This window comes from Aliarcobacter vitoriensis, from assembly GCF_048320235.1.
Classification (GTDB): domain Bacteria; phylum Campylobacterota; class Campylobacteria; order Campylobacterales; family Arcobacteraceae; genus Aliarcobacter; species Aliarcobacter vitoriensis.
This window is the reverse complement of sequence record NZ_CP182882.1, coordinates 1,699,508-1,715,606: the sequence shown is the minus strand read 5'-3', so window position 1 is coordinate 1,715,606 and position 16,099 is coordinate 1,699,508. Positions and strand designations below refer to the sequence as shown.

General features: G+C 29.5%; 12 protein-coding genes. 7 read left to right on the top strand and 5 right to left on the bottom strand.

All coding sequences use genetic code 11. The features are described 5' to 3' along the window. Positions 1 to 92: 92 nt before the first annotated feature. From gdhA to ACNSOS_RS08530, 6 genes are all read left to right on the top strand, one after another. Entirely contained in the window at positions 93 to 1,445 is a 1,353-nt protein-coding gene (gdhA, locus tag ACNSOS_RS08555) for an NADP-specific glutamate dehydrogenase (protein WP_418184967.1), read from the top strand. A gap of 246 nt (positions 1,446 to 1,691) precedes the next feature. Next, the gene (gene murI / locus ACNSOS_RS08550; protein WP_418184966.1) at positions 1,692 to 2,474 is read left to right on the top strand and encodes a glutamate racemase; all 783 of its coding nucleotides are present in this window, start codon (positions 1,692 to 1,694) and stop codon (positions 2,472 to 2,474) included. Continuing rightward, entirely contained in the window at positions 2,471 to 4,264 is a 1,794-nt protein-coding gene (locus tag ACNSOS_RS08545; RefSeq protein WP_418184965.1) for a DNA polymerase III subunit gamma/tau, read from the top strand. The genes murI and ACNSOS_RS08545 overlap by 4 nt, the downstream gene beginning before the upstream one ends. A 28-nt stretch (positions 4,265 to 4,292) precedes the next feature. After that, on the top strand, positions 4,293 to 5,126 hold the full coding sequence (locus tag ACNSOS_RS08540; RefSeq protein ID WP_235826961.1) for a thioredoxin domain-containing protein: 834 nt from the start codon (positions 4,293 to 4,295) through the stop codon (positions 5,124 to 5,126). A 1-nt stretch (position 5,127) separates the two neighbouring features. Beyond that, on the top strand, positions 5,128 to 6,066 hold the full coding sequence (gene hemC / locus ACNSOS_RS08535) for a hydroxymethylbilane synthase (RefSeq protein ID WP_418184964.1): 939 nt from the start codon (positions 5,128 to 5,130) through the stop codon (positions 6,064 to 6,066). Between the two features lie 81 nt (positions 6,067 to 6,147). Further along, positions 6,148 to 6,690, top strand: a complete 543-nt coding sequence (locus ACNSOS_RS08530; protein ID WP_418184963.1) for a hydrolase — start codon at positions 6,148 to 6,150, stop codon at positions 6,688 to 6,690. 57 nt (positions 6,691 to 6,747) lie between these two features. Here the strand turns inward: ACNSOS_RS08530 and prpF are convergent, their stop codons facing one another. The 4 genes from prpF to prpB all read right to left on the bottom strand — a co-directional run bounded on the left by prpF (position 6,748) and on the right by prpB (position 12,758). Further along, positions 6,748 to 7,923: a 2-methylaconitate cis-trans isomerase PrpF gene (prpF, locus tag ACNSOS_RS08525; protein WP_418184962.1), complete on the bottom strand. Its 1,176-nt coding sequence runs from the start codon at positions 7,921 to 7,923 to the stop codon at positions 6,748 to 6,750. A 90-nt stretch (positions 7,924 to 8,013) separates the two neighbouring features. After that, on the bottom strand, positions 8,014 to 10,602 hold the full coding sequence (gene acnD, locus ACNSOS_RS08520; protein WP_418184961.1) for a Fe/S-dependent 2-methylisocitrate dehydratase AcnD: 2,589 nt from the start codon (positions 10,600 to 10,602) through the stop codon (positions 8,014 to 8,016). Between the two features lie 68 nt (positions 10,603 to 10,670). Next, complete coding sequence (prpC, locus tag ACNSOS_RS08515) at positions 10,671 to 11,822, bottom strand: bifunctional 2-methylcitrate synthase/citrate synthase (protein WP_113894241.1); 1,152 nt, start codon at positions 11,820 to 11,822, stop codon at positions 10,671 to 10,673. Positions 11,823 to 11,870: 48 nt separating this feature from the next. Continuing rightward, entirely contained in the window at positions 11,871 to 12,758 is an 888-nt protein-coding gene (prpB, locus tag ACNSOS_RS08510) for a methylisocitrate lyase (RefSeq protein ID WP_113894240.1), read from the bottom strand. Between the two features lie 172 nt (positions 12,759 to 12,930). On the opposite strand from prpB, the gene ACNSOS_RS08505 reads away from it, so the two are divergent. Next, positions 12,931 to 13,908, top strand: coding sequence for a hypothetical protein (locus ACNSOS_RS08505; protein WP_113894239.1), 978 nt, complete (start codon positions 12,931 to 12,933; stop codon positions 13,906 to 13,908). A gap of 195 nt (positions 13,909 to 14,103) precedes the next feature. Here ACNSOS_RS08505 and ACNSOS_RS08500 read toward each other — a convergent pair whose 3' ends face one another. Then, entirely contained in the window at positions 14,104 to 16,053 is a 1,950-nt protein-coding gene (locus tag ACNSOS_RS08500) for a TonB-dependent receptor (protein WP_418184960.1), read from the bottom strand. Positions 16,054 to 16,099 lie beyond the last annotated feature (46 nt).

Below are 16,099 nucleotides of genomic sequence, written 5' to 3'. Positions count from 1 at the left end.
ATAAATTTGTAAATTTTCTACCTCTTTTTTCAGCTAAATCAAATAATTTCTCTGATAGTATTGCTACCCGAAATTTGAAAAAAGGAAGGAAAATGGCAAATATAGACGAACTTTTAGAATATCTAAAAAGAACAAGTCCTGGACAAGATGAGTTTCATCAAGCAGCAGAAGAGGTTTTACACTCTTTAAAACCTTTGTTTGAAAAATACCCAAAATATGCAGCAAATAAAGTGTTAGACAGATTAGTTGAGCCTGAGAGACAGATTTTATTTAGAGTGACTTGGGTTGATGATAAAGGAGAAATCCAAATCAACAAAGGTTATAGAATACAATTTAGTTCGACTTTAGGCCCATATAAAGGTGGATTAAGATTTCACCCAAGCGTAAATACTGGAATTATCAAATTTTTAGGATTTGAGCAAATTTTTAAAAACGCACTAACTGGACTTCAAATTGGTGGTGGAAAAGGTGGAAGTGACTTTGACCCTAAAGGTAAAAGTGACAATGAAATCATGAGATTCTGCCAAGCATTTATGAGTGAATTATACAGACATATCGGTGCAACTACTGATGTTCCTGCTGGAGATATTGGAGTTGGTGGAAGAGAAATCGGATACTTATTTGGTATGTATAAAAAACTTGCGAATACTTATGATGGAACTTTAACAGGGAAATCATTAAAATGGGGTGGTTCACTAGCTAGAACAGAAGCAACTGGTTACGGTTGTGTATATTTTGCAAAAAATATGCTTGAAGCTAGAGGAGAAACTTTAACAGGTAAAAAATGTACTGTTTCTGGTTCTGGAAATGTAGCGATTTATACTATAGAAAAATTATACCACCTTGGAGCATTACCAATTACTTGTAGTGATTCAAAAGGTACAATTATAGATGAAGAAGGTATTGATTTAGATTTATTAAAAGATTTAAAAGAAAACCAAAGAGCTAGACTTTCAGAGTATATAAAACATAGAAAAAATGCAAAATATATTCCAGTTGAAGAGTACCCAAAAGGTAGAAATGCAGTTTGGTCTGTTCCTTGCTTTGCAGCATTCCCAAGTGCAACTCAAAATGAGTTAAATTTAGAGGATGCAAAAGAATTAATCAAAAATGGTTGTATTTGTGTAAGTGAAGGAGCTAATATGCCTTCTACAAATGAAGCTGTTGATTATTTTGTTGCACAAAAAATAGCATATGGTCCTGGAAAAGCGGCAAATGCTGGTGGAGTTGCAACAAGCCAATTAGAAATGGCTCAAAATGCTTCTATGGTTTCATGGACTTTTGAAGAGGTTGATGCAAAACTAGAGCAAATCATGAAACATATTTTTGATACAGCAAGTGCTACTGCTAAAGAGTTTGGACAACCAACAAACCTTGTTTTAGGAGCAAATATTGCTGGATTTAGAAGAGTAGCTGATGCTATGATTGAACAAGGATTAGTTTAATCAGATACTAAAAAACTTAAGGTCTTTCCTTAAGTTTAAAATAAAAATTTACTACCACACCACTATAAATATAAATCATTTTAAAAGCTAAAAATCAACCCATTTTCCGTCTAATTTAAGAATTTTAGCTTTTAAATGATAACACTTTTATTCTCAAAATATTTTAAACATTAATAAATAATTTCTTATATCAAATTCAAATTTTAATTTGGATATAATTCTGCCAAAATTTCAATAAGGATATATTTGAAAGTAGGAGTTTTTGATTCAGGAATTGGTGGATTAACTATACTAAATGCTATTACTAAAAGTGTAAAAAACACAGAATATGTTTATATAGCTGATACCTTATTTGCACCTTATGGTGAAAAAGATACAAATGAAATTTTACAAAGATGCGATAATATAACAAACTATTTGATTGATAAATATAATATTGATATTTTAATAGTTGCTTGTAACACTGCAACTTCAATTGCAATAAAATATTTAAGAGAAAAATATAAAAATTTACCAATTATTGGTGTAGAACCTGCTTTAAAACCTGCTATTCTAAGTTCAAAAACAAAGAATATAGCAATTTTAGCAACTCCAACAACAATAAATGGGAAAAAATACAAAGAACTTGTAGAAAATTTATCAGTTAATCAACAGTTAAATTTGTACCATATTCCTTGTAGTGGTTTAGCAAAAAAAATAGAAGAAGCTGATATTGAAACAAATAGCTTACATTTATTTTTAACAAATTATTTAAAAGATTTAAAAAATAAAAATATAGATAGCATAGTTTTAGGTTGTACTCACTATCCAATTATACAAGATGATATAAAAAAGTTTTTTAATGAAGATGTTATTTTATTTGATTCAGCAAATGCTATTGCGAAAAGATTACAAGATCTAGGTAAAAATAAAAATAGTATAAATAAAGACCAAAAAATAACTATTTTATATAGCGGTAAGATAAGTTTAGATATGGTAAATATAGTTTTAAAGAATATAAATTTTGAGATAGGAAAGTGTGAAATATGATAGATGACAATTTAAAAGATAGAGTTTTAGCTCTAAAATATCGTCCTAAAAGATTTGAAGATCTAATAGGACAAAATACAATATCTCAAACACTTAGCCTAGCATTAGATTCTTCAAGATTGTCTCATGCTTATTTATTTTCAGGACTTAGGGGAAGTGGAAAAACGAGTACAGCTAGAATAATGGCAAAAGCACTTTTATGTTCAAATGGACCAACAAGTAAACCTTGTGAGGTTTGTGATAATTGTCTTAGTGCAAATAGTGGAAAGCATCTTGATATTATTGAAATGGATGCTGCTAGTAATAGAGGGATAGATGATATAAAAGAACTAATCGAACATACGAAATATAAACCAAGTTCTGCAAAATTTAAAGTATTTATAATAGATGAAGTTCATATGCTTACAACTCAGGCTTTTAATGCTTTATTAAAAACTTTAGAAGAACCACCTAATTTTGTAAAATTTATACTAGCAACTACTGATTCTTTAAAACTTCCAGCTACTATTTTAAGTAGAACTCAACACTTTAGATTTAATAAAATCTCACAAAATGATGTGGTTCATCATCTTTCTCATATTTTAAATATTGAAAATATTGAGTTTGAAAAAGAAGCTTTAGAGATACTTGCTAGAAGTGGTCAAGGAAGCCTAAGAGATACTTTAACTTTACTAGATCAAGCAATAATTTTCTCAAAAGGAAAAATATCAACTTCTAGTGTTGTTGATATGTTAGGACTAATAGATCCATCTTTAATGGAAAATATTTTTAAAATTATTTTAAATAAAGGCGATATAAATACCCTACTTCCAGAACTTCAAAACTATGAAGTTTCTCAAATTTGTGATGAAATATCTATATATTTAAAAGATAAAATGATTTCAAAAGATACAAGATTTGATGTAACTTTATTTGATAGATTTTTCAGAATTTTAAGTGAAGCTAAGCATCTATTATCTTTAAATAGTGATGATACTTTTATTTTAATTCTTACTTTAATGAAACTTGTAGAAGCTACTAACTTAAAATCAATAGATGAATTAATTGAACAAATTGGCAAAATGCCAGTACGAAATGAAGCAATAAAAGTAGAAAAACCTGCTATTCCTGAACCTAAAATTATAGAAACTAAAATTATTGAAAATAAAGTTGTAGAAGAAAAACCACAAGAAGAAAAACCTATACAAAATATAAATACTCAAATACAAAATCCTAATCCTTTTGATATAGATTCTATTATAGAAGAACCTATCAAAACTGAAATTATGGAAACAAAAGAGATAGAGTATATTCCTTTTGAAGAAGAGAATGATAAAAATAGTGATTTATATCAACATTTGATAGAAAAAGTTTATGATAGAGATTACACATTAGGTGAATGTTTTGAAAAGAACTTTATATTTAATGGTTTTAGTGATAATAAACTTCAAATAATATCTTATGCAAAAGATGAGGATAGAAAACTTTTAGGTAAACATTATGGCCTTATTAAAATTTTTGCACAAGATATTTTCGGCTTAAATGTTGAGCTAGATTTTAAAAAGGAAGAGGCCACCTTATTAAAAACTAACAATGAAATAAAAATAGAGCCTGAACAAAATAGCGAAGTTGCTTCTATGGTAGAAGATGTTGAGTTTAGTTCTAGTTGTGTAGCTGGTGCTATAAAAAATACAGATACTCAATTATCTTCAAAAGAGTTACAAGTAAATGATTTATTAAATTCAAAAATGGTAAATAAAGCAAAAGAGTTATTTGATATTAAAAAAATTACAGTAAAATCACGAAGTTAAAATAATATTATAAAAAAAGGACAAAGATATGATTAAAATTGCAAAATTATTGGTTTTAAGTGCATTTGCAAGTGCTACATTATTGGCAAATGATAATTTAGTTATAGATTTTGAGAAAAAAAGAGTTGCTCAAAATCCAAATGTTAAAGTGAAGAATATAAAAGTTTTCTATAAAAAAGAACTAGAATTAAAAGGTTGGAATGGCTATATTTTAGAAATTGATGCAACTATTCAAGACAAAGGTATGAAAGTAAAAGATACACTTTTTAGTGATGGAAAAGTAATTGCTACTGATTTATATGATGTATCAACAGGAAAATCTTTGAAAGATAGTATAACACCAACATTAACAGATAAATACTATCAAAAATCAAAACTAATTGCTGGAAATGAAAAAGCAAAAGATAAAATTGTAGTTTTTTCTGATCCTCTTTGCCCATTTTGTACACAATATATTCCTGAAGTTATAGATTTTGTAAATAAAAAAAGTGATTCAATAGCACTATATTATTATGCATTTCCATTAACTCATATTCATCCAGCATCAACTACTTTATCAAAACTTATTGATATAGCAAAGGTAAAAAATGGTAATGATATCATAATGAAGGCATATACAGCTCATTGGTCAAAATACTTTGAAGTAACTTCAACAGATGATAAAATTATTTTAGAAGCGTTTAATAAAGAGTTAGGTTTAGATATTAAAATCGAAGAATTAAATAAAAAAGAGATAATTACATCTTTAGAAAAAGAGGTTTTAATGGGAGAAGATATGCTAGTAAGTGGAACTCCAACTATTTATATAAATGGAGAAAAAGATACAACTAGAGAAAAATATAAAACTTTAGGTAAAAAGTAATATGAAAAAATTAGTAATTGCAACTAGAAGAAGCCAACTTGCTCTTTGGCAAAGTGAATATATAAAAGCTGAACTTTTAAAACACTATCCAAATATGCAAATAGAACTTCAAGAGTTTACAACTAAAGGTGATAAAATACTTGATGTTCCGCTAGCAAAAATTGGTGGTAAGGGGCTTTTTACAAAAGAACTAGAAGTTGCAATGCTTGAAGGAACTGCTCATTTAGCAGTTCATTCACTAAAAGATGTTCCAACACAGTTTGAAGATGGTTTAACTTTAGCTGCTGTTTCAAAAAGATTTAATCCTCAAGATGCACTTTTAAGCAACAAATATAGCTCTTTAGAAGATTTACCAAAAGGCGCGGTTGTTGGAACTACAAGTCTGCGAAGAAGAATGGCTATAAAGATGTTAAGACCTGATATAGAGCTAAAAGATTTAAGAGGAAATATCAATACAAGAATAGCAAAATTAAATGCAGGTGAATATGATGCTATTATCCTTGCAGCAACAGGAATAGAAAAATTAAATCTACAAAATGAAGTAAAATATTTTGCTCCTATTTCAACTGATATTATGATACCTTCTATGGGACAAGCAACTTTAGGAATAGAGACAACAACAGACCCAAAAATCATCGAAATAGTAAAAGTTTTAAATGATAAAAATGCTGAAATTGAGTCTAAAATCGAGCGAGGATTTGTAGATACACTTCAAGGTGGTTGCCAGGTTCCAATAGGTGTAAAAGCTACAATTTTAGATGAAAAGAGTGTAAAAATATCTGCAATAGTTGGACTTCCTGATGGGACAGAATATATCAAAGATGAAAAAATGGTAGATATAAACTCTTTTGAAAATGCGGGAAAAGAGTTTGCAAATGAATTTATACAAAAAGGTGCAAAAGAGCTTTTAGCAAGAGCTGAAACTATGGCTTTTAAATAATTTTAAATTATTTAAAGCTATCTTATAGCTACTAATTTTTGATATATTATCTCTTTTAATTCATTATTTAAAGGATATAAAATGAGAATAAATTTAGAAGATACCCTATTTTGTTTAGTTGATGTACAAGAGAGACTTTTCCCACATATTGGAAATAAAGATGAGTTGGAGAGAACTATTCCTATTTTAGTAAAGGGGATAAAAGCTTTAGATATCCCAATAATTGTAAATGAACAATATAAAAAAGGTATTGGTGAGACAATCCCTGTTTTAAAAGAGTTGGTTTCTGAATACACAGCTTATGAAAAAACTACATTTTCTGGTTGTCAAACTGATGAAATTTTAGAAGCTTTTAAAAAAAGTGGTAAAAAAAATATCATTGTAGCAGGAATAGAAACTCATGTTTGTGTACTTCAAACTTGTATAGACTTAATTGAAAATGATTTTAATGTGATTTTGGTTACAAATTGTTGTGGAAGTAGAACAAAACTTGACCATAAAATGGCTATAAAAAGGCTAGTTCAAGCTGGAGTTGTACCAACAACTTATGAATCAATTTTATTTGAACTAACAGTTGATGCAAAAAATCCAAACTTCAAAACAATTTCATCTTTAATAAAATAAAAAAGGAGACAGATTTTCTATCTCCTTTTTTTCACTTTACTTATAGAATATTTCTATTTATCCCATAATATCAGCAGGTGCATAAACTTCACCTTTCATAATAATTCTTGCACTTCGGCTCATTGTAGCTTTATCAACAATATATTTACCATTTTCGCATTTTATTACAGCTCCAACTTTTAAAGTCCCAGATGGGTGTCCAAACTCAACAGCAGTTTTTTCTCCTCCACCAGCAGCAATATTTACCAATGTTCCTTCAATACAAGCAGCAACACCAATAGCAACAGAAGCTGTTCCCATCATAGCATGATGAAGTTTTTGCATTGATAAAGCTCGTACATGTAAATCAATCTCATCTGCTTTTACTTCTTTTCCACTTGAAGTTATAAAATCACTTTTTGGAGCAACAAATGCAATTTTTGGAGTGTGTTGTCTAGTTTCTGCCTCTTTTAAATCACTTATAAGTCCCATTTTTAAAGCACCATAGCTTCTTATCTTTTCAAATCTAGCCAAGGCTTCAGCATCACTATTTATATCAGCTTGAAGTTCAGTTCCTTTATATCCAATATCACTAGCATTTAAGAAAATTGTAGGAATACCTGCTGTTATCATAGTTGCTTTAAATGTACCAATTCCTGGAACTTCCAAATCATCTACTAAATTTCCTGTTGGAAATAACTCTTCACTAGGATCAACAGGTTCTGCAAACTCTAATAAAATCTCTTCAGCAGGGAAAGCAACACCATCTATATAATAATCACCCATTTCTTTTACTTGTCCATCAACCATTGTTACATAACAAAGAATTGTTTTTTTGATATTTGCTTGCCAAATTCTTACACAACAAACACCATTTTGTGGCACATTATCAACTAAACCTTCATGAATAGCAAAAGGACCAACTGCTGAACTTAAATTTCCACAATTTCCACTCCAATCCATAAAATCTTTATCTATCGCAACTTGACCAAAATAGTAATCAACATCGTGGTTTGGTACAGTTGATTTTCCAACTAAAATAGCTTTAGAAGTACTTGAAGTTGCTCCTCCCATACCATCCATTTGTTGTTTATAAATATCTGGACTTCCAACTATTCTTTGAAGAAGCTTATCTCTTTTTACTTTGTCTTCTTGTGCTTGTGCAGGAAGATCTGCTATATTAAAAAATGTTCCTTTTGAAGTTCCACCTCTCATATATGTTGCTTTAACTCTTATTTGTGGTTTATATGCCATATTTTCTCCTAAAATTTAAACTTTTAAAACTTTTCAAAAAGATTTTCATCTCTTTAAAAAATTTTAAGAGAGCAAAAACTCTCTTAAAACCTATTTACTAGCTGCAATAACATCTTTTGCAAATTTTTGTAAAATTCCACCAGCTTTATAAACTTCAACTTCAGCTGTTGTATCTAATCTACAAAGAACTTTAAATTCTACTTTTTCACCATTTGCTCTAGTCATAGAAACTGTTAAATCACATCTTGGAGTAATATCTCCTAAAATATCAAAAGTTTCTGTTCCAGTAATCGCATAAGTATTTCTTGTTTCACCATCTTTAAATTGAAGTGGTAAAACACCCATACCTACAAGATTTGTTCTATGAATTCTTTCAATTGATTCAGCAATCACAACTTCAACACCTGCAAGTCTTACACCTTTAGCTGCCCAGTCTCTTGAACTTCCTTGACCATAGTTTGTTCCAGCAACAATAATTAATGGTTGTTTTCTTCCCATATAAGTTTCTATTGCTTCCCACATTCTTGACTCAACACCTTCTGGCATAATTTTTGTCAAACTTCCTTGTTTTACATTACCTTGCTCATCTTTAACCATTTCATTATATAGTTTTGGATTTGCTAAAGTTGCTCTCAATGCAGTATTGTGATCACCTCTATGTGTTGCATAAGAGTTTAAATCTTCTAAAGGTAATCCCATTTTTAAACAATACTCTCCAGAAGCACTTTTTGCTTGAATAGCATTTGATGGAGATAAGTGGTCTGTTGTAATATCATTTGGGAAAACTCCAAGTGGTCTTAAATTTTTAAGAGCTGGCATAGTCATAAATTCATCTTCCCAATATGGTGGTTTTTGAATATATGTAGATTTAGCATCCCATTTATAGAATGGTTCAGCTGCTTCTTTTAAACCTTTTGCAAACATTGGGTCATAGATTTTTGCAAACATTTCAGGTTTTACTGATTTGTAAACTATTGCATCTATTTCTTCATCACTTGGCCAAATATCTTTTAATTTAATATCATTTCCATTTTTATCTTTACCAAGAACATCTGTTTCAATATTAAATCTAATACTTCCAGCAAGTGCATAAGCAACTACAAGTGGAGGTGAAGCTAAAAATGCTTCTTTAATAAATGGGTGAATTCTTCCATCAAAGTTTCTATTTCCAGATAAAACTGCTGTTGTGTAAACTCCACTATCAGCTGCTTCTTTTTCAAGTTTTGGATCTAAAGCTCCACTCATACCATTACAAGTTGTACAAGCAAATCCTACAATTCCAAATCCTAATTTTTCTAACTCAGTTAAAAGTCCAGAATCTTTTAAATATAGTTCAGAAACTTTAGAACCTGGTGCTAATGAAGATTTTACCCATCTTTTTCTTGTAAGCCCTAGTTCATTTGCTTTTTTAGCTACAAGTCCAGCTGCAACAACATTTCTTGGATTTGAAGTATTTGTACATGAAGTGATAGCTGCAATTAAAACAGCACCATCTGGGATAACTTCATCTTTAATCTCAATCTTTTTAGTGATACCTTCAGAATCTAAAGTTGAAGTAGGTACTAATTTATGTGGTTTAGAAGGTCCTGCTAAACTTCTTGTAACTGTTGTTAGATCAAATTCAATAGTTCTAAAGTAAGTAGCTTCACTTAAACTATCTGCCCATAAACCATTTGCTTTAGCATAAGTTTCAACAAGTTTTACTTGTTCTGGACTTCTTCCTGTAATTTTTAAATAATCAATAGTTCTATCATCAATAGCAAACATAGCAGCACTTGCACCATATTCTGGTGTCATATTAGATATAGTTGCTCTATCTCCTAAATCAAGATATTTGATTCCACTTCCAAAGAACTCTAAATAAGCAGAGATTACATTGTTTTGTCTTAAAAATGATGTTAAAGAAAGTGCAATATCAGTTGCAGTTATTCCTGCTGCTCTTGTACCTTTTATCTCAACTCCAATTATTTCTGGAACTCTCATATAAGAAGGGTTTCCAAGCATAACATTTTCAGCTTCAAGTCCACCAACACCAACTGCAATAACTCCTAAAGCATCAACGTGAGGAGTGTGCGAATCTGTTCCAACTAATGTATCTGGACTAGCAATACCATCAATATTGTGAACAACTGGAGACATTTTTTCAAGGTTGATTTGGTGCATAATACCATTTCCTGGAGGAATAACATCAACATTATCAAATGCTTTTTTTGTCCAATTTATAAAATCAAATCTATCTGCATTTCTTCTATCTTCGATATCTCTATTTTTTTGAAAAGCATCACTATCATATCCACCACATTCAACTGCAAGTGAGTGATCAACGATTAATTGTGTTGGAACAACTGGATTAATTTTTTGTGGATCTACACCTTGTGAAGCAACTGCTTCTCTAAGACCTGCTAAATCAACAAAAGCTGTAAGTCCTAGAATATCATGACAGATTACTCTACTTGGATACCAAGGAAAATCTTTATCTGTTCTTTTTTCTATTAATTGAATTAGTGAATCTTTTAAATCTTCACTAGGACATTTTCTAATTAAGTTTTCTGCTAATACTCTTGAAGTATAGTTAAGTTTTGCAAAAGAACCAGGAGTGATATCTTCAACAGCACTTTTTACATCATAATATTTAACATCTAAACCATCTAATTGTTTAAGATATTTATCATTTGTCATTTTATTTTCCATTTTTTTGAAATTTATTGTAAAAAAAATTTAGGCTAAATTTAGCCTAAATTAAAGAATTATTTTCTATCTTCTAAAGGTATGTAAGCTCTTGGCTCTGGTCCAGTATAGTTAGCTGAAGGTCTGATTATTTTTCCATCTTCTCTTTGTTCAATAACGTGTGCACCCCATCCTGTAACTCTTGCAATAATAAATATTGGAGTAAACATATCTGTTGGAATTCCCATTTGATTATATGAAACAGCAGAGAACCAGTCAAGATTTGGGAACATTTTCTTTTGATCCCACATAACTTCTTCAAGTCTTGCAGCTACATCATACATTAACATATTTTTATTCTCTTCAGATAGCTCTTTTGCAACTTTTTTGATAACAACATTTCTTGGATCTCTTGTAGCATAAACTGGGTGCCCAAATCCAATAATAATCTCTTTTTTAGCAATTCGTTCTTTGATATCTTTTTCTGCTTCATCAGCTGATGAGTATCTTTCTTGAATTCTAAATGCAACTTCATTTGCTCCACCGTGTTTTGGACCTCTTAATGCTCCAATAGAACCAGTAATACAAGAATACATATCTGAATTTGTTCCAGAAATTACTCTTGAAGTAAAAGTTGAAGCATTAAATTCATGTTCTGCATAAAGGATTAAAGACACGTGCATAGCTTTAACCCAAGATTCTCTTGGTTTTTCACCATGTAATAAATGTAAGAAATGTCCACCAATTGTATCATCATCAGTTACAACATCGATTCTTTTTCCATTATATGCAAAATGGTACCAATATAAAAGCATAGAACCAAAAGATGCCATTAATTTATTGATAATATCTTGTGCTGCAGCTTTTGGATGAGATTCATCTTCTTGATTTAATGCTCCAAGAACTGAACAGCCTGTTCTCATAACATCCATTGGGTGACAATTTTTTGGTAATTGTTCTAATGCAACTTTTACACCTTGTGGAATATCTCTAAAAGATTTAAGTTTTGCTTTATAAGCTTTTAACTCTTCTTTATTAGGTAACTCTCCATGAACTATTAAATATGCAATCTCTTCAAATTCAGCTTTTTCAGCAAATTCTAAAATATCATATCCTCTATAATATAAATCATTTCCTGTATTTCCAACTGTACATAATGCTGTACTTCCAGCTGCTACACCTGAAAGTGCCACAGATTTTTTTGGTTTAAACTCTGTACTTGTAGTACTCATATTTTCTCCTTAGTTTGATTTAATTTTAAATAAAATACGAAAAGCTAATTATTTAGCTTTTCCTTTTGAAAATAATTCGTCCATTTTTTGCTCATAAGAGTGGTAATTTAACATATCGTATAATTCCATTCTTGTTTGCATTGTGTCAATAACTGCTTCTTGAGTTCCTTTATCTTTTAACTCTTGGTAAACATTTAATGCAGCTTTATTCATAGCTCTAAATGCTGATAATGGATAAAGAACCATATCAATACCAACAGAAGATAATTCTTCAGTAGTAAACATTGGAGTTGCACCAAATTCTGTAATGTTTGCTAATACAGGGATTTTTACTGCATCTGTAAACTCTTTGTACTCTTTTAAAGTGTGAATTGCTTCAGCAAAAATAGCATCAGCACCAGCAGCAACATAAGCTTTTGCTCTATCAATAGCAGCTTGTTGTCCTTCACTTGCATGTGCATCAGTTCTAGCAATGATATAGAAATCTGGGTCTAACTCTTTTTTAGCATCAACAGCTGCTCTGATTCTATCACACATTTCTTCAGTAGATACTAACTCTTTGTTTGGTCTATGTCCACATCTTTTTGCAGCAACTTGATCTTCAATATGAAGTCCAGCAGCACCATATCTAATAAACTCTTTTACAGTTCTAGCTATGTTAAATGCATGTCCCCAACCAGTATCAGCATCAACGATTAATGGAGTATCACAAATAGAAGTAATTCTTCTGATATCAATACATACATCTTCTAACATTGTCATACCTAAATCTGGTAAACCATAAGAGGCATTTGCAATCCCACCACCACTTAAGTAAATAGCTTTATGCCCTACTTTTGTAGCTTGTAATGCTTGGTAAGCATTGATAGTTCCAACAATTTGTAATGGAGCTTCTTGTTTTAAAGCTTCTCTAAATCTTTTTCCTGCACTTGTCATACTTCTTCCTTTAAAAAAATGTTAAATGTCATTATACCTATTTTGATTTTTTATGATTGTATTATTTATAATTCATATTTACAATTTTTATACATTTTTTATAAAATGTTCAAAATTTGTATTTTTTGTTTAATTACTGTACAATATGCAGAAATTTTATTAAAGGAAGCTTATGAATTTTAAATCTTCACTAGATAAGTTTATAGAGATTTTTAATCGTTCTAATTTGAGTATATCAAAATTTGCATCAATGCTAAATAAAGACAGAAGAACCATAACTTCGTGGATAGACAAGATAAGTGAGGTTGAAATAAATAAAGATATTCAAGATAAAATATGTCAAATTTTTAGATATCCAAACTATATTTGGGAAGATGCTTGTAGTGGCGATGAGTTTATAAAATCTATTACTCAAATACCTCAAAAAGAAGTAAGAATAATAGATGAAGACTATAAAGGGAGATTAAAATATATAATTGAACATGAAAAAAATAGAAGATTTGTAATACAAGCACAATTCCCAGGTCCAATGTATAGAGATAGTGCTGTACAAAAAGTGTACAAAAATTCTACAAGTGCAGATATAGAAGAGCTAAAACAAGAGAGAATTGACCAAATGTTAAGATATGACTATGATACAACAGAGTGGTATTCTATAAAATCTATTTTGAGTTTTTGTTTTGCAAGTATTGGTAACTTTTTTACTAAAGAAGAAAAAATAAAAATTTTAGAACTTATGTATGAACTTTTTAATAATAACTACAATAAAAAATTATTTCTATTTGACTCTTTTTCAAGAAAAATATACGGAATGGAAACAACATATATATCTATAAATGTTAAAAATAAAATACTATTTTTCAAATCTCCTATTGAGTCTGTTTTTATTGAAATAAGAAATAAAAACTTGGTTGAAAGAATGCACAAATATTATAGTTCACCAATAGAAGCACCATCACATGTGAATTTTTTGGAATCAGTTAAAATCCTAAAGATACTTCAAGAGGCTTTAAAATACAACAATAGTATCAAACAAGCATACGAAACGATAAATCGTGAAACAAATTATGGTGAGTTATTTTATAACAACCTAAGTATAGATTTACAAAAAGAGGTTAGTTCTCCAAAATCTGGACAAAAGAGAAATTAATACCTTTATATAATTAATATTTATATATTTTAGTTATTTTATGATGTTTTATATACACTTAAGTATGAGTTCCAAAGTATAAAAGGAAAGTATATTTTTATCATCGAAATTTTAATCTCAAAATTAAATAAATACTTTGAAACCCATGCTTAAAAGCACAAAGAGAGTAAAAACTCTCTTTATTTTTAAATATTATTAAAACTCCATTTTCATAGAAAATGCAACAGCTCTTGGGTCACCTAAAGTTGTTCTATTTACCCAATAAACTTTATCTGCTAAATTTTGTGTAGTTAAGTTAAAAGTTGTCGGATAGCTTCCTAATTTTGTTTTATATCTTAAACCTGCATCATATAGAGTATAAGATGGTAGAATATCTGTATTTGATTCATCTACATATTGTTTACCTGTATAATATGCTCCAGCATTTATAGATAAACCATTTATATATGGAATATTATACTCTGCAAATAGTTTTACCATTTTTGTAGCAGCATCTATTGGTTTTTTACCTTCTAAATCTGGATTAGTCGCTTTTTCTATACTTAAATCCATAAAAGTTACACCACCCATAAGTGTAAGATTATCCGTAACCTTACCAGTAAGTCCAAGTTCAAGTCCTTGATGTATTTGTTCTCCATTTTGTGTTAATGTTGGTTTTCCTAAAGTTGATACGGTACTTTCATCATCATAAGAATTTACTTTTTCTATTCTAAATAGTGAAGCAGTTAAAAGTGCTTTATCATCTAACATACTATATTTTAAACCAACTTCATATTGTTTGCTTTTATATGGATCTAAAATCTCATTTTCATTGGCATAATTACTTCCAACAATAGTTCCTTGTTCAAGGCTTTCTATATAAGTTGCATAAGTTGTAAGATTTTCAAGTGGCTTGTAGATTAAAGATAAAGTGGGAGTTAATTTAGATACATCATATTTTTTTGAGCTTTGTATATAGCTTGTATTTATAATAGTTGCATAATTTACTCCAACCAAAGCACTCCATTGATCATTAAAAACTATATCATCACCGACTAATATATTTTTATATTGAGTTTTTGAATTAATTTTTCTTGGCTGCGTTCCTATTTCATTACTCCAAAGAGATATATCAGGTTCTGCAAAGTTTTTTAAGTCATTTAAGTTCATATCATTTAATAAATCATAATAAGCCCAACTATCAGGGGATTGATAATATTTTCTAGAACTTAAAGAATAACCAGCTGTTAAAGTATGGCTAACATTCCCTGTATCGAATTTCGAATCAAAATAGATATTTGCTCCATAATTTTTTGTATGATTCCAATCATTTTTAGCTAAAAACGACTGATAACTTCCATTTTTATATCCAATTGCATTACCATTTTGTACAAATAATTCAGCATAATCTCCTCTACCTTTCATTTTTTCATAAAATAGATTTGTTCTTAAAGTAAAAATATCATTTATATCCAATCTCATACTATTTTCTATTTTATCTGATTTTATTTCATTTTCTAGCCAATCTGGGCTATAGCTTTTATTCTTTTTTATACTAGCTCTATCTAAATTTGGTATCCATGCAATAAACTGTGTATTTCCACCTTTAGTTAAACTATCTTTATGAGAATATTTTATATCTGTATAAAAATTATCAGTTGGTTTCCAATCAAAAACCAAGCTTATTGCTTTTTGTTCTTTTGTAGATGCATCAGGTAACTCTCCATTTTGATATAAAGCATTTACTCTATATCCAAAAGTATTATCTTCATCAAATTGTCCACCCAAATCTAAGTGAGTATAGTATGATTCATTTCCATAACTTCCAATAGTAATATTTCTTAAATCTTTTGTTGTTGGTTTTTTAGTTATATAATTAACTGCTCCACCAACTCTTCCTCCACCATATAAGAATCCAGTTGCTCCACTGATAATTTCTACTCTTTCTATATCTTGCATCATTGGAATACTTGTTATTCTATCAGTATATGAAATACCATTTATTATAGGATTATATACAGTAAACCCTCTCATATTAGGATATGAACTATCTCCTCTAGCATACTGAGCCTTTGTTCCTTCTTGAGTAGTTGAGTTCATTTTAAAAATCTGGTTCATATCTTTTGCTTGTACATTTTCGATTAGATCTTTTGAGATTACAGTCATTGAGTATGGAGTATCTTGTAGTTTTCTATCATTCCAAATACCTACT

Coding starts and splice junctions, on each gene's coding strand:
- gdhA (WP_418184967.1), top strand. CDS start 93: ATGGCAAATATAGACGAACTTTTAGAATATCTAAAAAGAACAAGTCCT.
- ACNSOS_RS08545 (WP_418184965.1), top strand. CDS start 2,471: ATGATAGATGACAATTTAAAAGATAGAGTTTTAGCTCTAAAATATCGT.
- ACNSOS_RS08540 (WP_235826961.1), top strand. CDS start 4,293: ATGATTAAAATTGCAAAATTATTGGTTTTAAGTGCATTTGCAAGTGCT.
- hemC (WP_418184964.1), top strand. CDS start 5,128: ATGAAAAAATTAGTAATTGCAACTAGAAGAAGCCAACTTGCTCTTTGG.
- ACNSOS_RS08530 (WP_418184963.1), top strand. CDS start 6,148: ATGAGAATAAATTTAGAAGATACCCTATTTTGTTTAGTTGATGTACAA.
- prpF (WP_418184962.1), bottom strand. CDS start 7,923: ATGGCATATAAACCACAAATAAGAGTTAAAGCAACATATATGAGAGGT.
- acnD (WP_418184961.1), bottom strand. CDS start 10,602: ATGACAAATGATAAATATCTTAAACAATTAGATGGTTTAGATGTTAAA.
- prpC (WP_113894241.1), bottom strand. CDS start 11,822: ATGAGTACTACAAGTACAGAGTTTAAACCAAAAAAATCTGTGGCACTT.
- prpB (WP_113894240.1), bottom strand. CDS start 12,758: ATGACAAGTGCAGGAAAAAGATTTAGAGAAGCTTTAAAACAAGAAGCT.
- ACNSOS_RS08505 (WP_113894239.1), top strand. CDS start 12,931: ATGAATTTTAAATCTTCACTAGATAAGTTTATAGAGATTTTTAATCGT.
- ACNSOS_RS08500 (WP_418184960.1), bottom strand. CDS start 16,053: ATGACTGTAATCTCAAAAGATCTAATCGAAAATGTACAAGCAAAAGAT.